This window comes from Chryseobacterium sp. FP211-J200, assembly GCF_001643375.1.
GTDB lineage: Bacteria > Bacteroidota > Bacteroidia > Flavobacteriales > Weeksellaceae > Epilithonimonas > Epilithonimonas ginsengisoli.
Genome location: NZ_LSHB01000008.1, coordinates 107,319 through 128,700 on the forward strand (window position 1 = coordinate 107,319; position 21,382 = coordinate 128,700).

Annotated in this window: 21 protein-coding genes; 7 read left to right on the forward strand and 14 right to left on the reverse strand. The window is 38.7% G+C overall.

The genetic code is table 11. From position 1 onward, the window contains the following. Positions 1-361: 361 nt before the first annotated feature. Positions 362-2,140 (reverse strand): membrane protein insertase YidC, encoded by a 1,779-nt coding sequence (yidC, locus tag AXA65_RS02935; RefSeq protein WP_063968637.1) that lies wholly within the window; start codon positions 2,138-2,140, stop codon positions 362-364. A gap of 185 nt (positions 2,141-2,325) precedes the next feature. Further along, on the reverse strand, positions 2,326-2,676 hold the full coding sequence (locus AXA65_RS02940; RefSeq protein WP_063968638.1) for a winged helix-turn-helix transcriptional regulator: 351 nt from the start codon (positions 2,674-2,676) through the stop codon (positions 2,326-2,328). A gap of 97 nt (positions 2,677-2,773) precedes the next feature. On the opposite strand from AXA65_RS02940, the gene AXA65_RS02945 reads away from it, so the two are divergent. Beyond that, positions 2,774-3,517 carry an SDR family oxidoreductase gene (locus AXA65_RS02945; protein WP_063968639.1) on the forward strand — a complete coding sequence of 248 codons (744 nt, stop codon included), beginning with the start codon at positions 2,774-2,776 and terminating at the stop codon, positions 3,515-3,517. A gap of 79 nt (positions 3,518-3,596) precedes the next feature. Here the strand turns inward: AXA65_RS02945 and AXA65_RS02950 are convergent, their stop codons facing one another. The 4 genes from AXA65_RS02950 to AXA65_RS02965 form a co-directional block, all read right to left on the reverse strand. After that, on the reverse strand, positions 3,597-5,207 hold the full coding sequence (locus tag AXA65_RS02950; protein ID WP_063968640.1) for a CTP synthase: 1,611 nt from the start codon (positions 5,205-5,207) through the stop codon (positions 3,597-3,599). A gap of 119 nt (positions 5,208-5,326) precedes the next feature. After that, a complete protein-coding gene (locus tag AXA65_RS02955; protein ID WP_063968641.1) occupies positions 5,327-6,082 on the reverse strand; it encodes a T9SS type A sorting domain-containing protein in 756 nt (251 codons plus the stop codon). Positions 6,083-6,131: 49 nt separating this feature from the next. Next, a complete protein-coding gene (locus AXA65_RS02960; RefSeq protein ID WP_063968642.1) occupies positions 6,132-6,497 on the reverse strand; it encodes a hypothetical protein in 366 nt (121 codons plus the stop codon). A gap of 147 nt (positions 6,498-6,644) precedes the next feature. Then, positions 6,645-7,325 carry a hypothetical protein gene (locus AXA65_RS02965; protein WP_131797750.1) on the reverse strand — a complete coding sequence of 227 codons (681 nt, stop codon included), beginning with the start codon at positions 7,323-7,325 and terminating at the stop codon, positions 6,645-6,647. A gap of 254 nt (positions 7,326-7,579) precedes the next feature. Here AXA65_RS02965 and AXA65_RS02970 point away from each other — a divergent pair, with 254 nt between their 5' ends. The 5 genes from AXA65_RS02970 (at position 7,580) to namA (ending at position 12,049) form a co-directional block, all read left to right on the forward strand. Continuing rightward, on the forward strand, positions 7,580-9,124 hold the full coding sequence (locus tag AXA65_RS02970; RefSeq protein ID WP_165596557.1) for a helix-turn-helix domain-containing protein: 1,545 nt from the start codon (positions 7,580-7,582) through the stop codon (positions 9,122-9,124). After that, entirely contained in the window at positions 9,121-9,912 is a 792-nt protein-coding gene (locus tag AXA65_RS02975; RefSeq protein WP_063968644.1) for a tetratricopeptide repeat protein, read from the forward strand. Before AXA65_RS02970 ends, AXA65_RS02975 begins: the two co-directional genes overlap by 4 nt. A gap of 65 nt (positions 9,913-9,977) precedes the next feature. Further along, on the forward strand, positions 9,978-10,241 hold the full coding sequence (locus AXA65_RS02980) for a hypothetical protein (RefSeq protein ID WP_063968645.1): 264 nt from the start codon (positions 9,978-9,980) through the stop codon (positions 10,239-10,241). 3 nt (positions 10,242-10,244) lie between these two features. After that, positions 10,245-10,700 carry a DUF1569 domain-containing protein gene (locus AXA65_RS02985; RefSeq protein WP_063968646.1) on the forward strand — a complete coding sequence of 152 codons (456 nt, stop codon included), beginning with the start codon at positions 10,245-10,247 and terminating at the stop codon, positions 10,698-10,700. A 293-nt stretch (positions 10,701-10,993) separates the two neighbouring features. Beyond that, entirely contained in the window at positions 10,994-12,049 is a 1,056-nt protein-coding gene (gene namA, locus AXA65_RS02990) for an NADPH dehydrogenase NamA (RefSeq protein ID WP_063968647.1), read from the forward strand. Positions 12,050-12,102: 53 nt separating this feature from the next. Here the strand turns inward: namA and hemL are convergent, their stop codons facing one another. The 8 genes from hemL to AXA65_RS03030 form a co-directional block, all read right to left on the reverse strand. Further along, the gene (gene hemL, locus AXA65_RS02995) at positions 12,103-13,383 is read right to left on the reverse strand and encodes a glutamate-1-semialdehyde 2,1-aminomutase (protein ID WP_063968648.1); all 1,281 of its coding nucleotides are present in this window, start codon (positions 13,381-13,383) and stop codon (positions 12,103-12,105) included. A 69-nt stretch (positions 13,384-13,452) separates the two neighbouring features. After that, a complete protein-coding gene (locus AXA65_RS03000; protein WP_063968649.1) occupies positions 13,453-14,517 on the reverse strand; it encodes a glycoside hydrolase family 73 protein in 1,065 nt (354 codons plus the stop codon). A gap of 277 nt (positions 14,518-14,794) precedes the next feature. Continuing rightward, positions 14,795-15,709 (reverse strand): 1-aminocyclopropane-1-carboxylate deaminase/D-cysteine desulfhydrase, encoded by a 915-nt coding sequence (locus AXA65_RS03005; protein ID WP_063968650.1) that lies wholly within the window; start codon positions 15,707-15,709, stop codon positions 14,795-14,797. Positions 15,710-16,024: 315 nt separating this feature from the next. After that, positions 16,025-16,978, reverse strand: a complete 954-nt coding sequence (locus AXA65_RS03010) for a transketolase family protein (RefSeq protein WP_063968664.1) — start codon at positions 16,976-16,978, stop codon at positions 16,025-16,027. Between the two features lie 78 nt (positions 16,979-17,056). Beyond that, entirely contained in the window at positions 17,057-17,908 is an 852-nt protein-coding gene (locus AXA65_RS03015; protein WP_063968651.1) for a transketolase, read from the reverse strand. Between the two features lie 172 nt (positions 17,909-18,080). Beyond that, positions 18,081-18,644, reverse strand: coding sequence for a porin family protein (locus AXA65_RS03020; protein ID WP_063968652.1), 564 nt, complete (start codon positions 18,642-18,644; stop codon positions 18,081-18,083). A gap of 210 nt (positions 18,645-18,854) precedes the next feature. After that, a complete protein-coding gene (locus AXA65_RS03025; protein ID WP_063968653.1) occupies positions 18,855-19,379 on the reverse strand; it encodes a hypothetical protein in 525 nt (174 codons plus the stop codon). Positions 19,380-19,437: 58 nt separating this feature from the next. Further along, entirely contained in the window at positions 19,438-20,385 is a 948-nt protein-coding gene (locus AXA65_RS03030; RefSeq protein WP_063968654.1) for a PhoH family protein, read from the reverse strand. 101 nt (positions 20,386-20,486) lie between these two features. Here AXA65_RS03030 and AXA65_RS03035 point away from each other — a divergent pair, with 101 nt between their 5' ends. Continuing rightward, on the forward strand, positions 20,487-21,314 hold the full coding sequence (locus AXA65_RS03035) for an S-adenosyl-l-methionine hydroxide adenosyltransferase family protein (protein WP_063968655.1): 828 nt from the start codon (positions 20,487-20,489) through the stop codon (positions 21,312-21,314). Positions 21,315-21,382: the final 68 nt, after the last annotated feature.

Here is a 21,382-nt window from a genome sequence, read left to right on the forward strand (position 1 = left end):
AGTCGTCAAAGATATAGCTCCACCAGAGCGACCTGTAAATTCATTCTTTAAACATTTTGTTGGTCACTTTGTTTATATTTTTCTTTGGACATCATTAATTTTTTGCAAATCTAATTTTGATGGCAAATCTTGAATCTTTGACGTAATCACTAGCCCTGATGGAAACGGCATCCTTTTTTATTTTTTTTGTCCTGAGCGTGAATTGGAATGACAAAGCGTCTAAAAAAAATAAAAAAGATATAGTGGACAGCAGGTTCCCGGCTCCTAATTATAATTGATAATCGATAGTTGATATTGAGAATTTGAAACGATGAATAGTTGAGGTAATAAAAAAGGCGGTAAAAAATTACCGCCTTTATATTTATTTCTTTTTATTTTGCTGTTGTGCCTGCTGCTGTTGCGCCTGCTCCATCATCTCTCTCATTCTCTTCTGGAACTTCCCTTCTTTCTTCGGTTCCTTCTGCTTGTTGGCCTGGATCTGAGCGTGGATCTTTTTCTCATCGAGGATGAAATATTTGATGACCAAGATGATCACAATATTGATCGCATTCGACACGAAATAATACCAAGATAGACCGGAAGCTGAACTGTTCAGGAAGAATAGGAATGTGATCGGGAAGATGTACATCAACACTTTCATATTCGGCATTCCTTCCTGTTGTGGCTGTTGGATGTTTCCTGAAGTCATCACCGTGTAGATCAATATCACAACGGTACAAGCCAATGCGAAAATACTCAAATGCTCGCCTAACAATGGCACTTTGAATCCAAATTTGATCACATCATCGTAGGCCGTAAGATCCGGTGCGAACCAGAAGCTTTTGCCTCTCAGGTCGATCATATTCGGGAAGAATCGGAATAGTGCGTAGAACAACGGGATCTGAACCAAGGCTGGCAAACAACCCGCCATTTGATTCACGCCGGCCTTCCTGTAAACGGCCATCGTTTCCTGTTGTTTTTTCATTGGATCCGCATCCTTGAATTTGGCGTTCACCTCATCGATCTCCGGACGAATGACCTTCATCATTGCACTTAGTTTATGCTGTTTGAACATTACCGGAGACAAGATCAACTTCACAATGATCGTCATCCAGAAAATGGCCCAACCAGCGGCAACGCCCCAAGATGAGATCAAATTGTACAATGGCATGAAGACATATCTGTTCAGTGATCCGATGAATGACCAACCTAATGGCAGGATCTCATCGAAGTTTTTGTCAAACGATTTTAAAAGGTCCATATCCAGTGGCATAAAGTACCAAGTGAAATCTTGATTCAATTCGTTTCCAGCCAAGTTGACCTGACCGTTGTAATTGAATTTCTTCAGGAACTCACCTTCTTCGATGATCTCCTGATTGCCTTTTGATTTTGTGAATCCATTCTTAGCTTCGATCACGGCGGAGAAAAACTGTTGTTTCACACCGATCCAGTTGAGTGTTTCGTCCGGCTCTTCCATATCGGTACGAGCGTCGTAATCGTAATCTTTATAGTTGTTGAAAGAGTAGGCGAACTCTGTGTGAGTTTCTTCCTGAGATCTTCCTTTTTCTGCACCTTTTACTGTGTAATCCCAAATGAATTCAGCTTTGCCATCGTTGACCAATGTTGCCAAACCTTGTGTTTTCACCTGGAAATCAACCGTATATTTTGCTTTAAGTGTATAAACGAATTGAATAATTGCAGTTCCGATTTTCGAAGTCAAGGTTACAGAGTTTCCTGCAACGGTTGGTACAAAGACAAGATCTTTGGTATTGAAAACCTTGTTGGTTTTGTCTTTGAACTGGAAACCATAGCTTGCATTGTTGTTGCTGAAAAGATAAAGTGGTTTTCCACCGAAAGCTTCATATTTATTCAGTTTTACGGAGCTCAATTGTCCACCAACGCTGGAGAACTCAAGTGCTAGCTCATCGTTCTGAAGATTGACCTTCTGAACAGAAGCTGGCGTCACAGTCGCTGCATTCAGGTTGTTTGCAACCGGTTTTGCTTTGGTGGTCTGCTCTGTTTTTTTGGCATCAATTGCCAGTTGTTCCTGCTCGGCTTTTGCGTTTCGGTTTTGGAAATAAAACATAAAACCGATAAGAATCATAGAAAAAACACCGAAGCTGATCAGCTGGCTTTTATCTAATCCGTTGTTTTGCTGCATTATAGAATATAATTTAAAGTTTAAGATTTGAAATTTGACTTGACCCTTCGACTCCGCTCAGGATGACAATTCATTAATTCAAAATCTACATCATTTTGGTCTGCAAAAATAGGATTTATTTTTCAGATTCTGTTATAAAGACGATTAAGGAAAGGAATTACTTTTTTGTTTGATAGATCCTTTAATTATTTACCGATAATGACCTTTCTGTGTTCTGTTCCCCAATCGGAAAGATTGTTGATGATGTCTTTTAATTTCAGTCCGTAATCTGTCAGTTGATATTGAACAGAAATTGGCTTTGTATCTAACACTGTTCTTTGTAAAAGTTGGTTCATTTCCAGATCTTTTAATTCCTTGCTTAGCATTCTGTTTGAGATTCCTTCTACATCATTTAAAATATCCGAAAATCTTCTTTTGTTGTAATAGCAAATTGATGACAGGATGGAAATTTTCCATTTTCCGCTCAACACATCCATCGCATCGTGGATTGCCATTATCTTTTTCTTGTTGATATCTTTACAATCTTGTTCCGCCATAAGTTAGTTTGTTACCCGAATGTTACTTTTAGTTACAAAGTTACGAAAAGATATTTTGATGATGTAAATTTGCATCACAATATTAAAATACATCAAAATGAATTTCACGAATAAAAACGTCGTCATTACTGGCGGAACTACCGGAATAGGATTTGCAACAGCACAGGCATTCATCAACGCTGGAGCTAATGTCTTGATCACTGGAAGAAATGCAGAAAATCTTGAAAAAGCGGCTTCAAGGATCAACAGTTCAAATTTGAAGACCGTGGTTTCTGACACATCAAATCTAGAAGGTATTTCAGCTTTAGAAAAAACAATTGCAGAAAGTGGAAACAAAATAGATGTCCTTTATTTGAATGCGGGAATTGCAGTGTTTAGCTCGATTCAAGAATCAACAGAAGCTGATTTTGATGCACAATTCAACACCAATGTGAAAGGTCCTTATTTTACATTACAGAAGTTGCTGCCCCATTTACAAGATGGCGCATCTGTGGTATTTACCTCATCCACTGTTGCGACCGCTGCCAATTTGGGATCAAGTATTTATTCCGCAACCAAAGGTGCATTAAACAAAATCGCTCATATCGCAGCAAACGAATTGGCTGAGAGAAAGATCAGAGTCAACATTGTAAGTCCAGGCGCAGTGAAAACGGAAGGATTGGAGAAAGTTACAACAAGTGAGATCAGAGATCATTTTCCAACATTGATCGCTCTGAACAGATTAGGTGATCCAAGCGAAATTGCAAAAACGGTCTTATTCTTATCTTCGGATGATGCCAGTTACATCAGCGGAACAGAACTATTGGTTGACGGTGGTTACACTACTTTTGCAAGGAAATAGACGACTCGAAATTATCATTAATGAAAAAAACAGCTACGAATATAGATCCGTAGCTGTTTTTGTTTATTAAATAATGCTTTTACTTCCCTTTTACAGCAGCGCTAATAAACGCTTTGAATAATGGATGTGGCGTTGCCACCGTACTTTTATATTCCGGGTGATATTGGACACCAACATAGAAAGGATGATCCTTCAATTCCAATGTTTCTACCAAACCAGTTTCCGGATTCAGTCCTGTAGGAACCAGCCCTTTGTCTTCGAAGTCTTTTTTATAATCACTATTGAATTCGTATCTGTGGCGGTGACGTTCAGAAATGGTCTTCGCACCATACACCTCTGCCAATTTCGAACCTTGCTTCAGAACACATTTCCATGCACCAAGACGCATCGTTCCGCCTTTGTCCACTACGTTTTTCTGTTCTTCCATCAAAGAAATTACAGGATCAGGCGTAGAAGTATCGAATTCCATACTGTTGGCTTTGCTAAGTTCCAGGACATTTCTAGCAAATTCGATTGTCATGATCTGCATTCCAAGACAAATTCCTAACAATGGGATTTTGTTCTCTCTTGCATATTTGGCCGCCTGAATTTTACCTTCGATCCCACGATCTCCAAAACCTGGTGCGATCAGAATCCCGTCCACGTTATTCAATAATTTCTCAGCGCCTTCAACCTCGATATCGCCACTGTAAACCCATTTGATCTTGACTTCGGTTTCCATATCGGAACCTGCGTGGATAAATGCTTCGGCAATAGATTTGTAAGAATCCTGAAGAGAAACATATTTCCCAACCAAAGCAATTTCGACGGTCTTTTTTGGATTTTTATATTTCTTAAGGAACGTTTTCCAGTCTTTTAGATTTGGTTCTTTTCCTACTGGAAGATTTAATTCATTTAAAACAACCTCATCGAAATTTTGTTTTTGTAGATACAATGGCACTTCGTAGATCGTATCCATATCGATACATTCGATCACGTTTCCTAGACCTACGTTACAGAATTGCGCCAACTTAGCTTTCTGCTCTTTTGGAATGGTGTGCTCTGTTCTGCAAACCAAAACGTCTGCCTGGATTCCGCTTTCCATCAATTGACGAACGGAATGCTGGGAAGGTTTTGTTTTAAGTTCTCCGCTTGAAGCCAAATAAGGCAACAATGTCAAATGGATGACCATAGAATTGTTCTTGCCTAATTCCCACTGTAACTGACGAACACTTTCTATGTAAGGAAGAGACTCGATATCACCAACCGTTCCGCCGATCTCTGTGATAATGATGTCATAATCCTTTTTGGAAAGCATCTTGATCCTACGCTTGATCTCATTGGTAATATGCGGAATGACCTGAACGGTTTTTCCTAGGAAATCACCTTTACGTTCTTTTTCGATAACGGTTTGGTAGATCTTACCTGTTGTAACGTTGTTGTTTTGGGAAGTTGGACTGTCCAGGAATCTCTCATAATGTCCAAGGTCCAGGTCTGTTTCTGCGCCGTCTTCGGTCACATAACATTCGCCGTGTTCATAAGGATTAAGGGTTCCCGGATCGATATTGATATAAGGGTCAAGTTTTTGGATAGTCACTTTAAAACCTCTCGATTTTAATAAAAGTCCCAAAGAAGCGGAGACTATTCCTTTACCCAGTGACGATGTCACACCTCCTGTCACAAAGATGTATTTCGTTTCTTTTTTACTCATTAGATTAGGTTTGTGCAAAGTTAAACTATCTGAGGTGAAAAAGCAATTCTGAGCGGGAAAATAAAAAGAGCGGATAGAAATCTACCCGCTCATTCATTAAAATCTAAAGAAAATAATTACTATTCTTTGATAAATTTGAAGGACTTAACCAAACCATCGATGTTGGCTCTGATGATGTAAATACCTTTGGTCAAATTAGATAATTCGATCTTGTTATCTGACAAATTCTCTACAGATCTCACTTTCTGTCCAGCAACATTGTAAACTTCTACTTTAGAAATATTTTTCGCGCCATTGAAATTAAGAACATTCTTAACTGGGTTTGGATAGATGGAAACATTGTTTTTGTTAATATCAGAAGTTGCTAACGACTCCTTGACATCCAAAGTGTAATCCTCTGATTGGCCGTAGAAATGATCTGCATTATCACAAGGATTGGCAATCGGAGTATCCCAGTTCAATAATACTCTCATTCTTGTTTTCCCAATTGTAGCATCAGCCGGCACTGTGATATTTGAAGAGATCTGAACACCATCTGCACCATCAGAGGTAATGCCTCCAGCTTCAAAAGTTTCTCCTGCATCTGCAAAACTTCCATTTTGATTCCAATCCACATAGACTGTTGCATAGTCATATCCACCATTTGTATTAGCTTCCAATACGAAAGGATATTGACTGCCCTGATAAACTTCTCCTGTTTGACCCAAATAATATTCATTTGATACCGCAGAGTAAGGATCAGAAGAGTTATCAATACCTGCAAACTGCACTTTGGTGATCGCATCTACACCCCACTGTGAAGACGTTGTACAATATATATCATTCACCTTCACTTGGAAAGAACATACATACACCACTTTTCCGTCCGCATCCACAAGATTATGAACAACATCTGTTGTTCCGATTGGGAACTGAGAACCTGATTCAAGTCCTGGAAACCAAAACTGTAGTCAATCCAGTAGATGATGATGAACCACAAACAATCGGCAAAGTATAGTTGACAACCGCCCCAGTTTGAGAAGCACTTGCAAGTGCAGTTTCTATATTCTCAGGACAAGTAATTGCGCAATCGTTGTCATCTAGCAACAAGTTGTTCATATTAACAGCCCAACCAGCTGCAAACAAAGGAGGAATCGTGTTATCAAAACCGCAAACAAAATTACCATGAGGAGAAATGTTCATGCCCGTTCCTAATTTGCCATCAAATGTCGTAAGAGTTACACCATTTCTAACTAAAATGTCTTTTAAGAAAATAGGACCAGAACCTAATGATGGATGATAGATGATCACTTCTCTATTACCCGCATTTCCTGCATAGCCTAAAGCAATTCCGTTTTCTGAAACTGACGTGAATACAGCTCTATCAAAGCCACTAGGTGGATTGAAAGATTTATAAACACCAGTCGTAATATTATAGATAAAAGGTTTCGCACCTTTCTAACCTACTACAATACCTGCATTGTTGACATCAGCCGCTTCGCCAAATTCTGGTGTTGCAGAATCGATGTAATGTAAAGTTCCATTAGCTTCAAAGTAAGCTGGCATCCATAATGACCCTTCGTCTAGAATATCAGGTCTATCCACAAATCCCGCAACAATTCCGTTGCTGTTGACCGCTTCTCCACGACCGTTTTCGTAGAGATTGTCACCAGAAAGTTTTGTCAATGTATTAGTCTCTGTATCATAAAGGAACGGCCAACTGGTATATCCGGTTGCACCGATCTGTCCCGTCACGTATTTACTATTTTGTGAGATATCGTTTGAGTTGGCAAATGAGCTACTGCTTGGAGTCTCGCCTTCAAAATAGCCTACAGAGGTCCATGTTCCATTTTTTCTATAAGCTGCCATTGCAATGCTTTCTTCTTCAGAAATTACAAGGACACTTGCACCAGCAACATCGCCAACATTGTTGATTCGGTTGGTCGCCTGTCCACCTTCAGTTGGTGTAGTCGTGTTGGTCGTATAATCATAATACGCACCAGAATGTATGGCAGACCCACTGTCATTGATGTCATAGAAACGAGCACCCATCTCGTCTATTAATCTGAATTCCATTTGTTGAGCGTTCACTCCGTTCATAGCAGTGATACCGAGTAAAAGTAGATAGACTTTTTTCATAATTTTTAAAATATTTAGAATGTGAAATTTTTTGATGAAACTTACTTCCACAATTTTATGTTAAAATAATATCATTTCCTAACTTTTATCTTTCCGAATTCGTGAATTTAGAAAGGATTAAAGTTTCAAGCTATTAAAAATCAAATATTTAAAAACAAGCTTAAATTGATTCCATATTTGCAATCAAAGTATCAAAAATCGTGTATTTCACAAATAAAAAAGCTATTTTTATGTTATGCGACGATTGCTTTTTTTTGTGGTTTTTAATTTTTTCTGGCGTCATTCTGATTTCGGCACAAAGCAACCCAGAAACTTTGCAACTTCTCGACAAAGCTTACAAAAGCCTCTATGAAAATCCGGATAACACTTTCCAAATTCTTCAAAATATAGATGAGAACAAAGAATCTGAACTCATCAAACAACGTCTTCAAATCTTATCATCCAGAGCTTACAATTTCAAAGGCGATTACGCAAAATCCATTGAGCAATCCATTAATAAAGATCTGAGTGAAAACAGAAATGACAACACCTCTTTCTACTCAGATAACGCACTGGCTCAACAATATCAATCCCTTCAACTCTATAAACAATCCATCAGAATCTCTCAGAATCTGGTTGACAATGCTTCGAAGATAAAGTCCCAGCGTTATCCGGAAAACCTATTGGCTTACATCTACCAATTGAATGCTTCCAACCTGATGGTTCAAAAAAAATGGAAAGAAGCGGAAGAAAACCTCAAGCAAAGTAATTCGTTACTGAAAGATTCGGATGAAGATTTTATCATTTCGATAGAAAATCAGATTTATGAAACCTTTCTCTATATTTCTCAAAATCAAATTGATAAAGCAGGAAAAGCAGCGAATGAAATTCAGTTAAAACTTAATAAAACGCCTCAATATATTTTCTTGAGAGCTTTCAATCTCGATAATCTCGGAAGGATTCATTTCTTGAAAAAAGATTACCAAAAGTCTACAGAGAATCTGAATCAAGGATTGGAATTGATTCAAAACAAATCTTACGACGCGCTGAAAAACAGAATCTACGATGATTTGTCTAAAAATTATCTCGCTCTTAAGAATGAGGATCTGTATCAAAAATATTATTCAATCTATAAGGAGCAAACTGATAAACTTGATAAAAATAAAAAAGAAGCCATTCGGAATCTCGTAAAACTGAATGACCAATATGAAAATCAACGCATTGAGTATTCCCACAAAAATTTCACATCCAATATTTTAATCATTAGCATCATTTGCCTTATTGGAATCGCAGCCATTATTTTCACCAGCTTCTCAGAAAAGAAAAAGACAAAATCTATCCAAAAGCAAATCGATTTCTATTCGAAACAACAGGAATTCAGCAAAAAAATCGAGGAGAAAGAAATTATAAAAACAGGAAAAACCGAACCTGAAATATCTAAAAAACCAGTCTTTATCTCAAAGGAAAAAGAATCGGATATTCTGGCAAGATTGGAAGAATTTGAGAAATCAGAAAACTTCCTTAGCAAAGAAATGCCACTCGCCGTTCTCGCCGGACAATTAGAAACAAACACCAAATATCTTTCGGAAGTCATCAACAAATACAAAGAAAAAAACTACAACAATTACATCAACGAATTAAGGATCAACTACATCGCTTATCTTTTGAAAACAGATTCTGCTTATCTTAATTATAAAGTGAGCTATCTGGCAGAGAAAGCTGGATTCTCTTCCCACAGCGCGTTTACGACCGTTTTCAAATCCGTGACAGGCATTTCGCCGAACACTTATATTCAGCAATTGACACAGAATCAAAAATGAAACGCGTCCTTTTCATATTAATCCTATTCTCATTTACCGGAATTTTCAAATCCCAGTATAATGAAGAATTGTACAAAAAAGCGTTTTCCTACGTCTATGAAAATCCGGACAATGCCTTGATCCTCGTTCAGAAAATGCTTAAAAATGAAAAAAACATCGATAACAAAATCAAGCTTTACCAGTTGCTTTCCAGAGTTTACATGTCCAAAAGAGACATGGATAAATCTTTGGATTACGTCCTGAAAATGAAAGAGTTGCGTAAGTCCATTTCAAATCCTGAGCAAAAAATAAAAATCCTGACTTCCATTGCATTGCAATACCAGAATATGGGACTTTACAGCAAAACCACGGAATCTCTGGACGAACATTACAAGCTTTGCCAGACTTTGCCGGATGGAAAATTCAAAACCTTGTATCTAGGACTCAATTCTGCAGTTCGTGGAATGTTTTATAAAAATCAGGATAACAACGAGTTGGCTTTGGAAAAATTCCTCGCTGGTTTGGATTACGTCAAAAAAGTGGGCAACTACGAGAATTCTATTGCCAACAGTAGCGCTATTCTTTACAATATCGGCTACTGTTATTTTTATCTCAAAAAGTACAAAGAGGCCGAAAAATACTTTATCCAATCAGCAGACTTTGCCAAAGCTGTCCAAGCCGAGAGTCTGGAAGCTTTTGCTTACAAAGGTCTGTCGGAGAATTTTACAATTTTGGGGAAACATCAGGAAGCCATCGAGCTTTTGAAAAATCTGTCAATCTGTCCAAAAAAGTCGGCGACCTTGTCCTGAGTGAAGGAATTTACAAAGGTTTTTCGGACAATTATCTCGCACTTCAAGATTGGAACAATTATGATGTGTACAACAAACTGTACATCGAGACCAAATTTGCAAGGGAACAAAGCGAACTCGCCTCCCTCAACAAAAGCATCGATGTGCTGAATCAGGAAAACAACAACAAAATCGAGGAACAGAAAGGCAGACTGAGAATCATAAGTTCCATCATCATCGCCGTTTCTTCCGCCGTATTTACTTGGTTTCTTGTTAATTTTATCAGACACAAACTACGCAACAAATTATTAATTGAAAAGCTGAATCAAATCAACAAAATCACCAACTAAGAAATGAAGAATATTTTCGACCAAAACGATACAAGCCATTTCATCAAGAGGATCAATGCGCTTACGGAAGATTCTTTCCCAAAATGGGGCGTAATGTCCGTAGACAAAATGCTGGCGCACTGCAACATCACCTACGAACTCATCTACGAATCCGAAAAACACAAAAAACCAGGTCCTGTTACCAAATGGATCCTGAAACGCTTTATCAAATCAAAAGTCGTGAGCGAAACGCCATACAAGCACAACTCACCAACTTCCGCAATGTTCGTCATCACAGACAACAAAAGTTTCGAGGACGAGAGAAAACGCATCATCGGATTTATCCAGAAAACCCAGCAATTGGGCGCAGACGCGTTCGAAGGGAAAGAAAGTTTCAACTTTGGAAAACTCACGTCTACAGAATGGAACAATATGATGGCAAAACATCTAGACCACCACTTACAGCAATTTGGCGTTTAGAATTTGGGCAGCTTTTGACTACGTCGAATAGCAATTTGAAATTATTTTTTATGGCAGCTTTTCCGCCTTCAGTTCCCAAACCTAACGAAGTGGTTCGACGTAGTCAATCTTTTTTGCAGCCGATTTCCAGTTCCATATAATGTGAGTACACGCAAAAAAGGATTTCCACTCAAGTCGGGCTGCAGATTTAACATCAAAACAAGATCGGTCAATAATTTCAACATTTTCCCTTTTAAGAAAATCAATGAAATTGTGGGAAACCAATTCTCACGCTTAATATAAATTAATAAAAAATGAAACTTTTCATACCTATAAAATTCAGAAATATAGAACTGAAAAACCGAATCGTAATGTCACCAATGTGTATGTATTCTGCGGAAGACGGCGTTGCAAATGATTTTCATTTCGTTCATTATGGTAGCCGCGCGCAAGGCGGCGCTGGCCTAATCATCACAGAAGCAACCGCGGTAGAACCGCGCGGAAGAATCACCAACAAATGCCTCGGCATCTGGAATGACGAACAAGCTTTGGCTTTGAAAAAAATAGTGGATTTCGTCCACAAAAATTCAGAAAGTAAAATCGGAATCCAGTTGGCTCACGCAGGCAGAAAAGGTTCAACTTGGGAAAATAGACAAATCAGCATCGAGGAAGGCTGGGAAACCATTGCACCAAGTCCAATCCCGTTTCATCATTCAGAAAGAATCCCGCACGTTTTGACTATCGAAGAGATTAAAAATTTAGTTCAAGATTTCAGAAAAGCAGCGAGAAGAGCAATTGACGCAGGTTTTGATGTGATAGAAATTCACGGTGCGCACGGTTATCTGATTCACCAATTTCTTTCACCACTTTCTAACACAAGAACTGACGAATATGGTGGAAATCCAGAAAACCGCGCAAGATTCTTAATGGAAATTGTGGACGCAGTCAATTCAGAAATAACAGAAAACGTTGCCCTTTTCGTAAGAATCTCCGGAACAGAATATGCAGAAAACGGTTGGGATGTCAACGACAGCGCAGAACTAGCCAAAATTTTGAAAACCAAAAATGTGGATCTGATAGACGTTTCCAGCGGTGGCAATATCAATGGCGTGACTATTCCATTGAGTCCTGGTTACCAAGTTCCGTTAGCAGAAGATGTAAAGAAAATTGCAGAAATAGATACGGCCGCAGTTGGATTGATTACAACAGCAGAACAAGCAGAAGAAATCCTGGAAAGTGGACAGGCTGATTTGATTTTCCTGGCAAGAGAGATTCTTAGAAATCCATATTTTGCAGTACAAGCAGCTTGGGAACATGAGGAGGAAAATTTCTATCCGCATCAGTATTTGAGAGCGAAACCTGCGAAGTAAAATTAATAAAACAATGAGACTTAACAATGTTTGTTAAGTCTCTTTTGTTTTATCTAATACTGAAAATTCCTAAAAGCTTCCAGCGTCTTATCGATCTCTGTATCGCCAATCGCGGACGAAATAAACCAGGTTTCGTAACCACTCGGCGGAAGATAAATACCTTGCTCCAAAACCTGATGGAAAAGATTATTGAACAAACCAATATTGGAGTTATTCACTTCATTAAAATTACTCGCCGAACTTACACCAAAGAAAATCGACATCATACTTCCCTTTCGGTTGATCCTGTGTCGGATTCCTTTTTCATTGAGGATCTTCCCAATTTCAAAATCTAAGGTTTCTGTCGTTTTATCCAGTTTTTTATAGAAATCTGGATCTTGCTTGATCAATTGCAAAGTTTTGAGTCCAGCTCGCATAGCCAAAGGATTTCCACTTAAGGTTCCGGCTTGGTAAACGTTTCCTCTCGGCGAAAGTTGATTCATAATTTCGTTTCGACCTGCAAAAGCACCAACTGGCAATCCGCCACCTATTACTTTTCCGAAAGTCACCAGATCGGCTTTCACATTCAAAGCTTCCTGAGCACCACCAAATGCCAATCGAAAACCTGTCATCACCTCATCAAAGATCAATAATGCGCCATTCTCATCACAGATCTTTCTAAGGTTTTGAAGGAAATTATTTTCCGGCAAGATGCAACCCATATTTCCAGCAATTGGCTCTACAATGATTGCAGCGATCTGCTCCGGATTATTTCTGAAAAGTTCTTCAACTTGTTCTATATTATTGTATTCAGCCAACAAAGTATCTTTCGCAGTTCCCTGTGTTACACCTGGAGAATTTGGACTTCCGAATGTCGCCATTCCACTTCCCGCCTGGATCAAAAATGAATCCGAATGGCCGTGGTAGCAACCTTCAAACTTGATGATTTTCTCTCTATTCGTATAACCTCTTGCCAAACGGATTGCGCTCATACAAGCTTCAGTTCCCGAAGAAACCATTCTGATCTGGTCGATATTCGGGACATTTTCTACGATATATTTTGCAATCTCGGTTTCCAGTTCTGTTGGTGCTCCGAAAGAAAACCCCCTTTCCGCCTGTAATTTCAAAGCTTCCAACACTTCGGGATGCGTGTGTCCTAAAATTGCAGGTCCCCAAGAATTGATATAATCGATGTAGTTTCTGTCGTCTTCATCGGTGAGGTAAGCACCTTTCGCAGACTTCATAAAAAGTGGAACGCCACCCACAGATTTAAAGGCACGAACCGGCGAATTCACACCGCCCGGAATATATTTGTACGCTTCTTCAAAAAGCGCTGAACTTCTTTGGTATAACATTGTTGTTGATAGTTGTTGGTTGATAGTTGCTAGTTTTAAATCTAATTTCTAACATCTGGTTTCTAAATTCTAAGACCTCGGTCTCTTATTCTGAAGATAAATCAATTGTCCGGATTTCGGCTGTTCGCCTTGGTTCATCCTGTTTTTGCTGTAAAGTTTTTTCTCCTTGATGGCAAATTTCTGAGCAATATCGTGCATCGTTTCGCCCGTTCCTGCTTTGTAAGTCGCTTTGTTTCCAGATGAATTTTTCCCTTCCAGGAAGATGATGTCGTTCTTCGCCAATTTGGAGCTTTCCAGTTCATTGAATTTTATCAAACGTTTTTCGCTGATCCCAAATTTCTTAGAAATCTCAGAAATATCAGCATCCACAGGCATTACGAAAAACTTAAGACCATCATTTGGATGATTCTTCACAAGGATATTTTTCAGAAGCGCCGTTCTGGTTTTGGAATCTACAATATCGGAAACCTGATTTTGCTGTTTGGCGTACGAACTTTGTTTGTAGTCCACCTTAATGGTCGGCGGCGTTACTTTGTCATTTTGCTTTTCCTGACTTAGCTGCGCCATAAAAACCGCATCGTTGTTCAGCGCAGGATACAATTTCAAGATGGCATAGTAAACCTCATCTTTGCTCGTATTATCAAACTCGTATAATTTGTATCGCTCGATTTTATCAATCAAAATATGCGCATATCTCGGATTCGTCGCATAGCCCGCTTTTTTCAATCCGTGCGCCCAAGCCTTGTAATCCTTCGCATCCAGCTTGAACAATCCGACATAATATTTTCTCGTCGCCAAGAAGACCGAATGGTCTTCGTAAGACTGCTTGGGATCTTCGTACACGCGGAAACATTCGTTTGGCGCGTCGTCCGTGTGGCTCATTGTTTTGCCCGTCCAGTCTTCTTTGCATTTGATCCCGAAGTGGTTTTTTCCCAACTGAGCCAATCGGCTTTGTCCGCCGCCTGTTTCCAAAAGTCCCTGCGCCAAAGTGATGCTCGCCGGAATCTTGTATTTCTCCATTTCTTCTACCGCGTACGGTGCAAATTTTTGGATGTATTGGTCTTCCGTTTTCCAGCTTTGCGCTTTTACAAGGCCTAAAACACTCACAAAACCAATCACTAATAACTTTCTCATATTTATCTTTTACAAAATACTTTAATTTTTTTAGGAGCTTGATCCCGCTTTCCACTATATCTTTTTTGTCATTGCGGTCCACGTTTATCCTATTTTTTTGAAGCTTTTCCACGCAATGCCAAAAAAGGATGCCGTTGCAATCGGGGCTATGGTATGGAGCTAGATTCTTATTTCGTCATTTCGAAAAACATACGACACAGTTCGTTTAATTTCTAAAATTGTTCTCGACACAAAAATCATTTACGTTTCTCTACAATGATTTTCACTCGAACTGACGCTAGCTCTCAAAATCTATCAAATCTCTTCCTTTACTTTTCAAAAACAGATTCGCTCCTTTGATGCCTTGCAATCCACCGGTATGAAAAGCCAGGATCCTTGAACCTTTCGGAAAGAATCCTTTCTCTGCCAATTCAAAAATAGTTTGCATCAGCTTTCCTGTATAGATCGGATCCAGCGGAATCTGATATTCCTCCAAGAACCAATTTATAAAACGGACATTCTCATCCGATATTTTACCATAACGGTTTTCTTCCGCATCTTTCAACTCAAAGTTTTCTTTTCCGCTCCAATGCAAAATAGTTTTCTCCAAAGAATCATCTCTCACCACCTTGACACCTAACACCTTTTGACCAGCTTCCGCAAATTTGGAAATTCCGGCAATTGTGCCGCCGGTTCCAACTGCGGTGCAAAGATAATCAAAATCTTTGGTGTCATTTCCCAGCATATATTGGACACCTTCCACAGCCATTTTATTACTTCCACCTTCCGGAATGATCAAAGCATTTGGATAATGATTTGAAAAATCTTCTGTGAGTTTTTCTTTATTCTTATAATCTTCTCTTGATACAAAATGAAAATCCATTCTGTTTTTTGAGGCTTCGGAAAGTGTGGGATTTTCGTGCCAATTGTTTTCCAATTCGTTTCCACGGATGATTCCGATGGTTTTGATTCCAAACTCTTTTCCAAAAGCTGAAACAGACGCAATGTGATTGGAAAATGCACCCCCGAAAGTTATTAATAAAGGATTCTCAGGTTTCACTTCCAGATATTGATTGACGCTGAGGAAGAGTTTCCAGAATTTGTTTCCTGAAATTTTGGGATGGATTAGATCTTCTCTTTTGATGAAAATCCGGACATCAAAATTGGTTTTCAATTCTGTGATGGGGATTTTATGTTCCGGAATTTGAAGCATCTTCAAAATTAATGATTTTGGTTTAGAATTACGTTTTATTTGCCATATAAACCACCCCGTCTTCCAAATTGTAAATTTGGAATCCACCCCTCCAAAGGAGGGGAATGTTGCAGATTTTTTTTATGCTGAATTAATCTGGAAACCTGGTTTGGATGACAAAATCCATAGCCCCGATAGTAACGGTTACCCCATAGCAAGCGATGGGAAAGCTTTGGCGCGAGGAGTAATAGTGGATAGCGGGATTAAGCTCCTAAAAATACGCAAACAAAAAATCCACCGGAAATGGTGGATCTTGTATGATATAATTGCTGAGAATTATTTTGTTCTCTCGATGATCTTTTTCACTGCTTTTACGACAGCTTCTGCGTCGATCTGGTATTTTTTCATCAATTCTGCTGGTGTTCCTGATTCTCCGAAAGTATCGTGAACAGCTACAAATTCTTGAGGTGTTGGTCTTCTTCTTGCCAAAACGCCAGCGATAGATTCGCCCAATCCGCCTAGGAAATTATGCTCCTCAGCAGAAACTAATTTTCCGGTTTTTTCTACAGACTTCAAGATAATCTCTTCGTCCAAAGGTTTGATTGTGTGGATATTGATGATCTCACAAGAGATGCCTTCTTTCTCCAACTCGTCTGCTGCCAATAACGATTCCCAAACCAAATGTCCGGTTGCAACAATCGTCACGTCTGTTCCTTCTTGTAAAAGAATTCCTTTTCCAATCTCAAAAGGCATATCTTCCGGAATGAAAACGGGAACCACAGGACGACCAAATCTAAGATAAACTGGGCCTTCGTGTTCTGCTGCGGCTAATGTTGCGGCTTTGGTCTGGTTGTAATCGCAAGGATTGATCACCGTCATCCCAGGAAGCATTTTCATCATTCCGATGTCTTCCAAAACCTGGTGTGTTGCGCCATCTTCGCCCAAAGTAACTCCAGCGTGGGAAGCGGCAATTTTCACATTTTTATTAGAATAAGCAATCGACTGACGGATCTGATCATAAACTCTTGACGTTGCAAAGTTGGCGAAAGTTCCTGCGAAAGGAATTTTCCCGTTGATCGTAAGACCTGCCGCCAAGCCCATCATATTGGCCTCAGCAATACCAGTCTGGAAGAATCTTTCCGGTGCTTTTTCTATGAATTTTTCCATCTTCAAAGAGCCGATCAAATCTGCGCAAAGTGCGACAACATTTGGGTTGGTGTCCGCCAATTCTGCCAAACCAGCTCCGAAGCCTGAACGTGTATCTTTTTTTTCTGTGTATGTATATTTCATTATTTTATAATTGATGGTTGATAATTGATGAATGATTTTTTTTACAATCATTCATCATTAATAATTTATCATTGATAATTAATAGTCCGCTGGTGCTTCAAGGTACAATTGTTTGAAAGCTGTATCTAACTGCTCATCATTGGGTGCTTTTCCGTGCCAAGCGTGACTTCCCACCATATAATCTACACCACTTCCCATCTCTGTATGAAGTAAAATAGCGACAGGTTTTGCGTTTCCTGTTTCTGATTTTGCCTTGTTCAAAATAGCAATCACCGCTTCCAGATCGTTACCGTTTTTCTCTTCCAAAACCAACCAACCGAAAGCCTCTAGCTTAGCGTGAAGATCTCCCAATGGCAAGACAACATCCGTATCACCATCAATTTGTCTTCCGTTGTAATCTATGGTTGAAATGATATTGTCAACTTTTTTTGCAGCTGCATACATGAAAGCTTCCCAATTTTGACCTTCCTGCAATTCGCCATCACCTTGAAGTGTGTAAACTAGAGAATCATCACCATTTAGTTTTTTACCTTGAGCTGCGCCTAAAGCAACTGAAAGACCTTGACCTAGAGAACCTGATGCTACTCTAATCCCTGGTAAACCTTCATGTGTTGTTGGGTGACCTTGCAATCTGGAATTCAGTTTTCTGAAAGTTGCCAATTCTGCAACCGGAAAGAATCCGAATCTTGCCAAAGTACTATAAAATACCGGCGAAATATGACCATTGGAAAGGAAAAACAAATCCTCGCCATTACCTTCCATCGTGAAAGGTAATTTGTAGTTCAAAATTTCCCCATAAAGTGCTACGAAATATTCTGTACAACCAAGAGAACCTCCCGGATGACCGCTATTTACAGCGTGAACCATTCTAAGAATGTCCCTTCTGATCTGCGTTGAAAGGCTTTTCAACTCTTCAATAGATTTGCTCATTATTTAAGATTTACTTTAATGCGAATTTACTGATTTTTTATGTGTCAATCCAAGTTGAACCCAACATAATAAACAAGACTTATTAATAATTAACAATTTTTAATAATCAAAAATATAGAAACAAAAAACTCCAGCGTTGCCAATGGAGTTCGATCTATTTTTAAAGTCATAATTATTTTCCAAATGTGTAGGTCACACCCAATTGGAAAACACCATTTCTTGCAGAATCACCGCCTTCGTTGTCTTTTACGATATCGGTAACTCCAGCTACATATCTTAGATTTGCGCCAAAGTTGGAAGTAAAATTATAACCAGCACCTAAGCCGATACCTAAATCAAATCCATTGATGAAATCCTTGAAATCTGCAGAATCGCCGTCCGCTTTTACCTTAGCACTAATCAAGAAACTAAATTCGGGACCAGCCTCCAAATAGAATTGCGGTGTTGCTTTGTATTGGAAGAAAACTGGCACAGAGATGTAGTCCAGATTCATCTTTACATCTCCAGCGCCATCGTATCCAACACCTTTGCCACTGTAAAGAACCTCAGGCTGAATACTGAAAGTTCCAGCAATTGGAATATTGGCAAAAGCGCCGGCATAAAAACCGAATTTTGCTTTACTATCGTCTAAATTAGAAACACTTGAAAGATTGCCGCCCGCTTTCAGTCCGAATCTTGTCTGAGCGTTCATTGTTCCAAATAGTGCTACAGCACCAATTAAAATGATTTTTTTCATAGTTTGATTTTTAAAATGTTATTAATGTTAAATTAACTTAAAACGTTACTAAATTAATAATTTTTCACAAACTACAAAATAAAATAGATAAAACTTGATCTCTATAATATCAAATCATACAAAAGGTTTTACAATTGCTAAGAATATTAAATATCAACACAAAAAAACTCCGATGAAAACATCGGAGTTTTAATTATTTTTAAGGTAAGATTATTTCAAGTTGAAATTAAAACCAACAATCACTGAACCTACAGTTTCGTTTCCACGGTAAGGTCTGTCATCATAATAACCTCTTCCATATCTGCTAGAGATACTTTGGTAACCTACATACAGTTCACCAACTGGCATATTATACATAAACTTCGGTACAGCATATAGACCTCCGTCAACATTATCAGCTGTAGAAATGGCATAACCAAGATCCAAACCAACTGCTATCGGTGCTCCAGAAAATGAGTATTTCCCAGAAACTGCTACTGGAATAAATCCGAAATCGTCACCTTTATAAGTATCTCCATCGTATCTATAGCTTTTAGCAATATAATGAGAATATCCAGTTGCCACACCTAGATCAAAACCTTTTGCAAGATTCCATCTGTAAGCTGCATCCAGACCTAATGTAAAATCAGAGTTACCTGTTGTAGGTGCACCAATGTGAGCGCCTAATTTAAAACCTTCCTGAGCCTGCGTAAAACCAAAAACGGCAATAGCTGCAGCTAAAAAAATCTTTTTCATAGTTTATAAAATTAAATTTTCACACAAACGCTAGCAATATTTGTACCAAACTGTAATTTTACTTTCTCTCAACGCTGTTGTAAGCCATAATAATTTTTTTCACCACAGGATGTCTCACCACATCTTCTTCACTAAGATGCACAAATCCAATCTCTTCTACATCTTTCAAAATGGTCATCGACTCCTTCAATCCAGACTGTTGATTTTTGGGAAGATCGACTTGACTTGGATCACCTGTAATGATGAATTTTGCATTCATTCCCATTCTTGTCAGGAACATTTTCATTTGAGAATGTGTGGTGTTCTGAGCTTCATCTAAAATAACAAAAGCCTCATCTAACGTTCTACCTCTCATGAAAGCCAAAGGTGCAACTTCGATGATTCTTTTTTCCATGTAACCTTCTAGTTTCTCGTGCGGAATCATATCTCGCAATGCATCATATAAAGGTTGCATGTAGGGATCCAATTTCTCCTTCAGATCGCCAGGGAGAAAACCAAGACTTTCACCTGCCTCTACTGCAGGTCTAGTCAAGATGATCCTCTTCACCTCTTTATCACGAAGCGCTCTTACCGCCAATGCAACACTGGTGTAAGTTTTTCCTGTTCCCGCAGGTCCAATTGCGAAAACCATATCTTTTTTCTCGGAAACCTTTACCAATTTTTTCAGATTGGTTGTTTTAGCCTTGATGACTTTCCCATTGACACCTTTTACAATGATATCCTGATCGAAGACCAATTGTTTTTCGGAATCATCTTTAAGTTTGAGAAGAGACTCTAATTGTTTTATTTCTAAGGAATTGTGTTTGGAAATATAATCCGAAACATCATCCAACTTTTTCTTCAGCAAGTCCAAAGCTTCCCTGTTTCCCATGGCGAAGACAAAGTTATCTCTGCCCGTGATCTTGAGCGTCGGAAAGCTGGATTTTATAAGATTGAAATTTTGATTCTGAACACCATAAAACGTTTTGGTGTTGATACCTTCAAGTTCATAATTTATTTCGAACATATATGACATTAGTGGTTAGTCTAACAAATATATGAATAGATTTGATATGATATTAGCCTTTAAAAATTGATTTATATTAAATTTGCAACAAATATTAAAATATGTCAGTCATTACACTCACTTCAGATTATGGACTTGTGGACCACCGCGTCGCAAGCATGAAAGGTAAAATCCTAAGCTGGAGCGAAGAAGTAAAAGTGATCGACATTACACATAACATCACGTCTTACAATCTTTTACAGACTGCATATATCGTCAGAAATGCCTACAAATTTTTCCCGGAAGGCAGTGTTCACATCATTGCGGTTGACAGTTTTTATCACAAATCCAGAAAGAATATTCTTGCGAAAATCGATGGACATTATTTCATCTCAGCGGACAACGGTATTACAAACCTGATGTTTTTTGATATAAAACCAGAAGCCATCTATGAGATCACATTGAACAATCGTTTTGATGACAAAGTTATTTTTCCTGCCACAGAAATATTTGTTCCAGCGGCCATGCATCTCTACAAAGGCGGATTACCGGAAGTCATTGGTCGAAAGATCAAAACGATAAAAGACGTTTCTTTCCCAAGGGCAATCTATAATGAGAATGAAAAAATGATCATCGGAGAAGTGATGTACATTGATAATTTTGGAAATGTGGTCTCCAATATCAGTCGTAAATTTTTCGAAAAATACGCTTCTATCGCAGGCAACTTCACAGTAAAATTCAGGAATATCGTTTTATCAAAAATATTGGATCAATATACAGATGTTGTGACCGATTGGGAAAGAGAACAGGAGTTTCATGGAAAATCTTCTGTGATCTTCAATGACGCGGACCTGCTGGAGATCACGATTTATAAAGGAAGTGTTCTGAACGGTGCTTCTTCCCTATTCGGAATGAGCACAGGCGAGAAGATCTATGTAGAATTTGAATAAAATAAAAAAAACCGACATCGCTGTCGGTTTTTTTATAGTTAGAATAATCAATAACCCGTAGTGCATTA

What these genes read in the sequence shown, in the direction of transcription:
- yidC (WP_063968637.1), bottom strand. Translation starts at nt 2,140, where the DNA reads ATGCAGCAAAACAACGGATTAGATAAAAGCCAGCTGATCAGCTTCGGT.
- AXA65_RS02940 (WP_063968638.1), bottom strand. Translation starts at nt 2,676, where the DNA reads ATGGCGGAACAAGATTGTAAAGATATCAACAAGAAAAAGATAATGGCA.
- AXA65_RS02945 (WP_063968639.1), top strand. Translation starts at nt 2,774, where the DNA reads ATGAATTTCACGAATAAAAACGTCGTCATTACTGGCGGAACTACCGGA.
- AXA65_RS02950 (WP_063968640.1), bottom strand. Translation starts at nt 5,207, where the DNA reads ATGAGTAAAAAAGAAACGAAATACATCTTTGTGACAGGAGGTGTGACA.
- AXA65_RS02965 (WP_131797750.1), bottom strand. Translation starts at nt 7,325, where the DNA reads ATGAAAAAAGTCTATCTACTTTTACTCGGTATCACTGCTATGAACGGA.
- AXA65_RS02975 (WP_063968644.1), top strand. Translation starts at nt 9,121, where the DNA reads ATGAAACGCGTCCTTTTCATATTAATCCTATTCTCATTTACCGGAATT.
- AXA65_RS02985 (WP_063968646.1), top strand. Translation starts at nt 10,245, where the DNA reads ATGAAGAATATTTTCGACCAAAACGATACAAGCCATTTCATCAAGAGG.
- namA (WP_063968647.1), top strand. Translation starts at nt 10,994, where the DNA reads ATGAAACTTTTCATACCTATAAAATTCAGAAATATAGAACTGAAAAAC.
- hemL (WP_063968648.1), bottom strand. Translation starts at nt 13,383, where the DNA reads ATGTTATACCAAAGAAGTTCAGCGCTTTTTGAAGAAGCGTACAAATAT.
- AXA65_RS03000 (WP_063968649.1), bottom strand. Translation starts at nt 14,517, where the DNA reads ATGAGAAAGTTATTAGTGATTGGTTTTGTGAGTGTTTTAGGCCTTGTA.
- AXA65_RS03005 (WP_063968650.1), bottom strand. Translation starts at nt 15,709, where the DNA reads ATGCTTCAAATTCCGGAACATAAAATCCCCATCACAGAATTGAAAACC.
- AXA65_RS03010 (WP_063968664.1), bottom strand. Translation starts at nt 16,978, where the DNA reads ATGAAATATACATACACAGAAAAAAAAGATACACGTTCAGGCTTCGGA.
- AXA65_RS03015 (WP_063968651.1), bottom strand. Translation starts at nt 17,908, where the DNA reads ATGAGCAAATCTATTGAAGAGTTGAAAAGCCTTTCAACGCAGATCAGA.
- AXA65_RS03020 (WP_063968652.1), bottom strand. Translation starts at nt 18,644, where the DNA reads ATGAAAAAAATCATTTTAATTGGTGCTGTAGCACTATTTGGAACAATG.
- AXA65_RS03025 (WP_063968653.1), bottom strand. Translation starts at nt 19,379, where the DNA reads ATGAAAAAGATTTTTTTAGCTGCAGCTATTGCCGTTTTTGGTTTTACG.
- AXA65_RS03030 (WP_063968654.1), bottom strand. Translation starts at nt 20,385, where the DNA reads ATGTTCGAAATAAATTATGAACTTGAAGGTATCAACACCAAAACGTTT.
- AXA65_RS03035 (WP_063968655.1), top strand. Translation starts at nt 20,487, where the DNA reads ATGTCAGTCATTACACTCACTTCAGATTATGGACTTGTGGACCACCGC.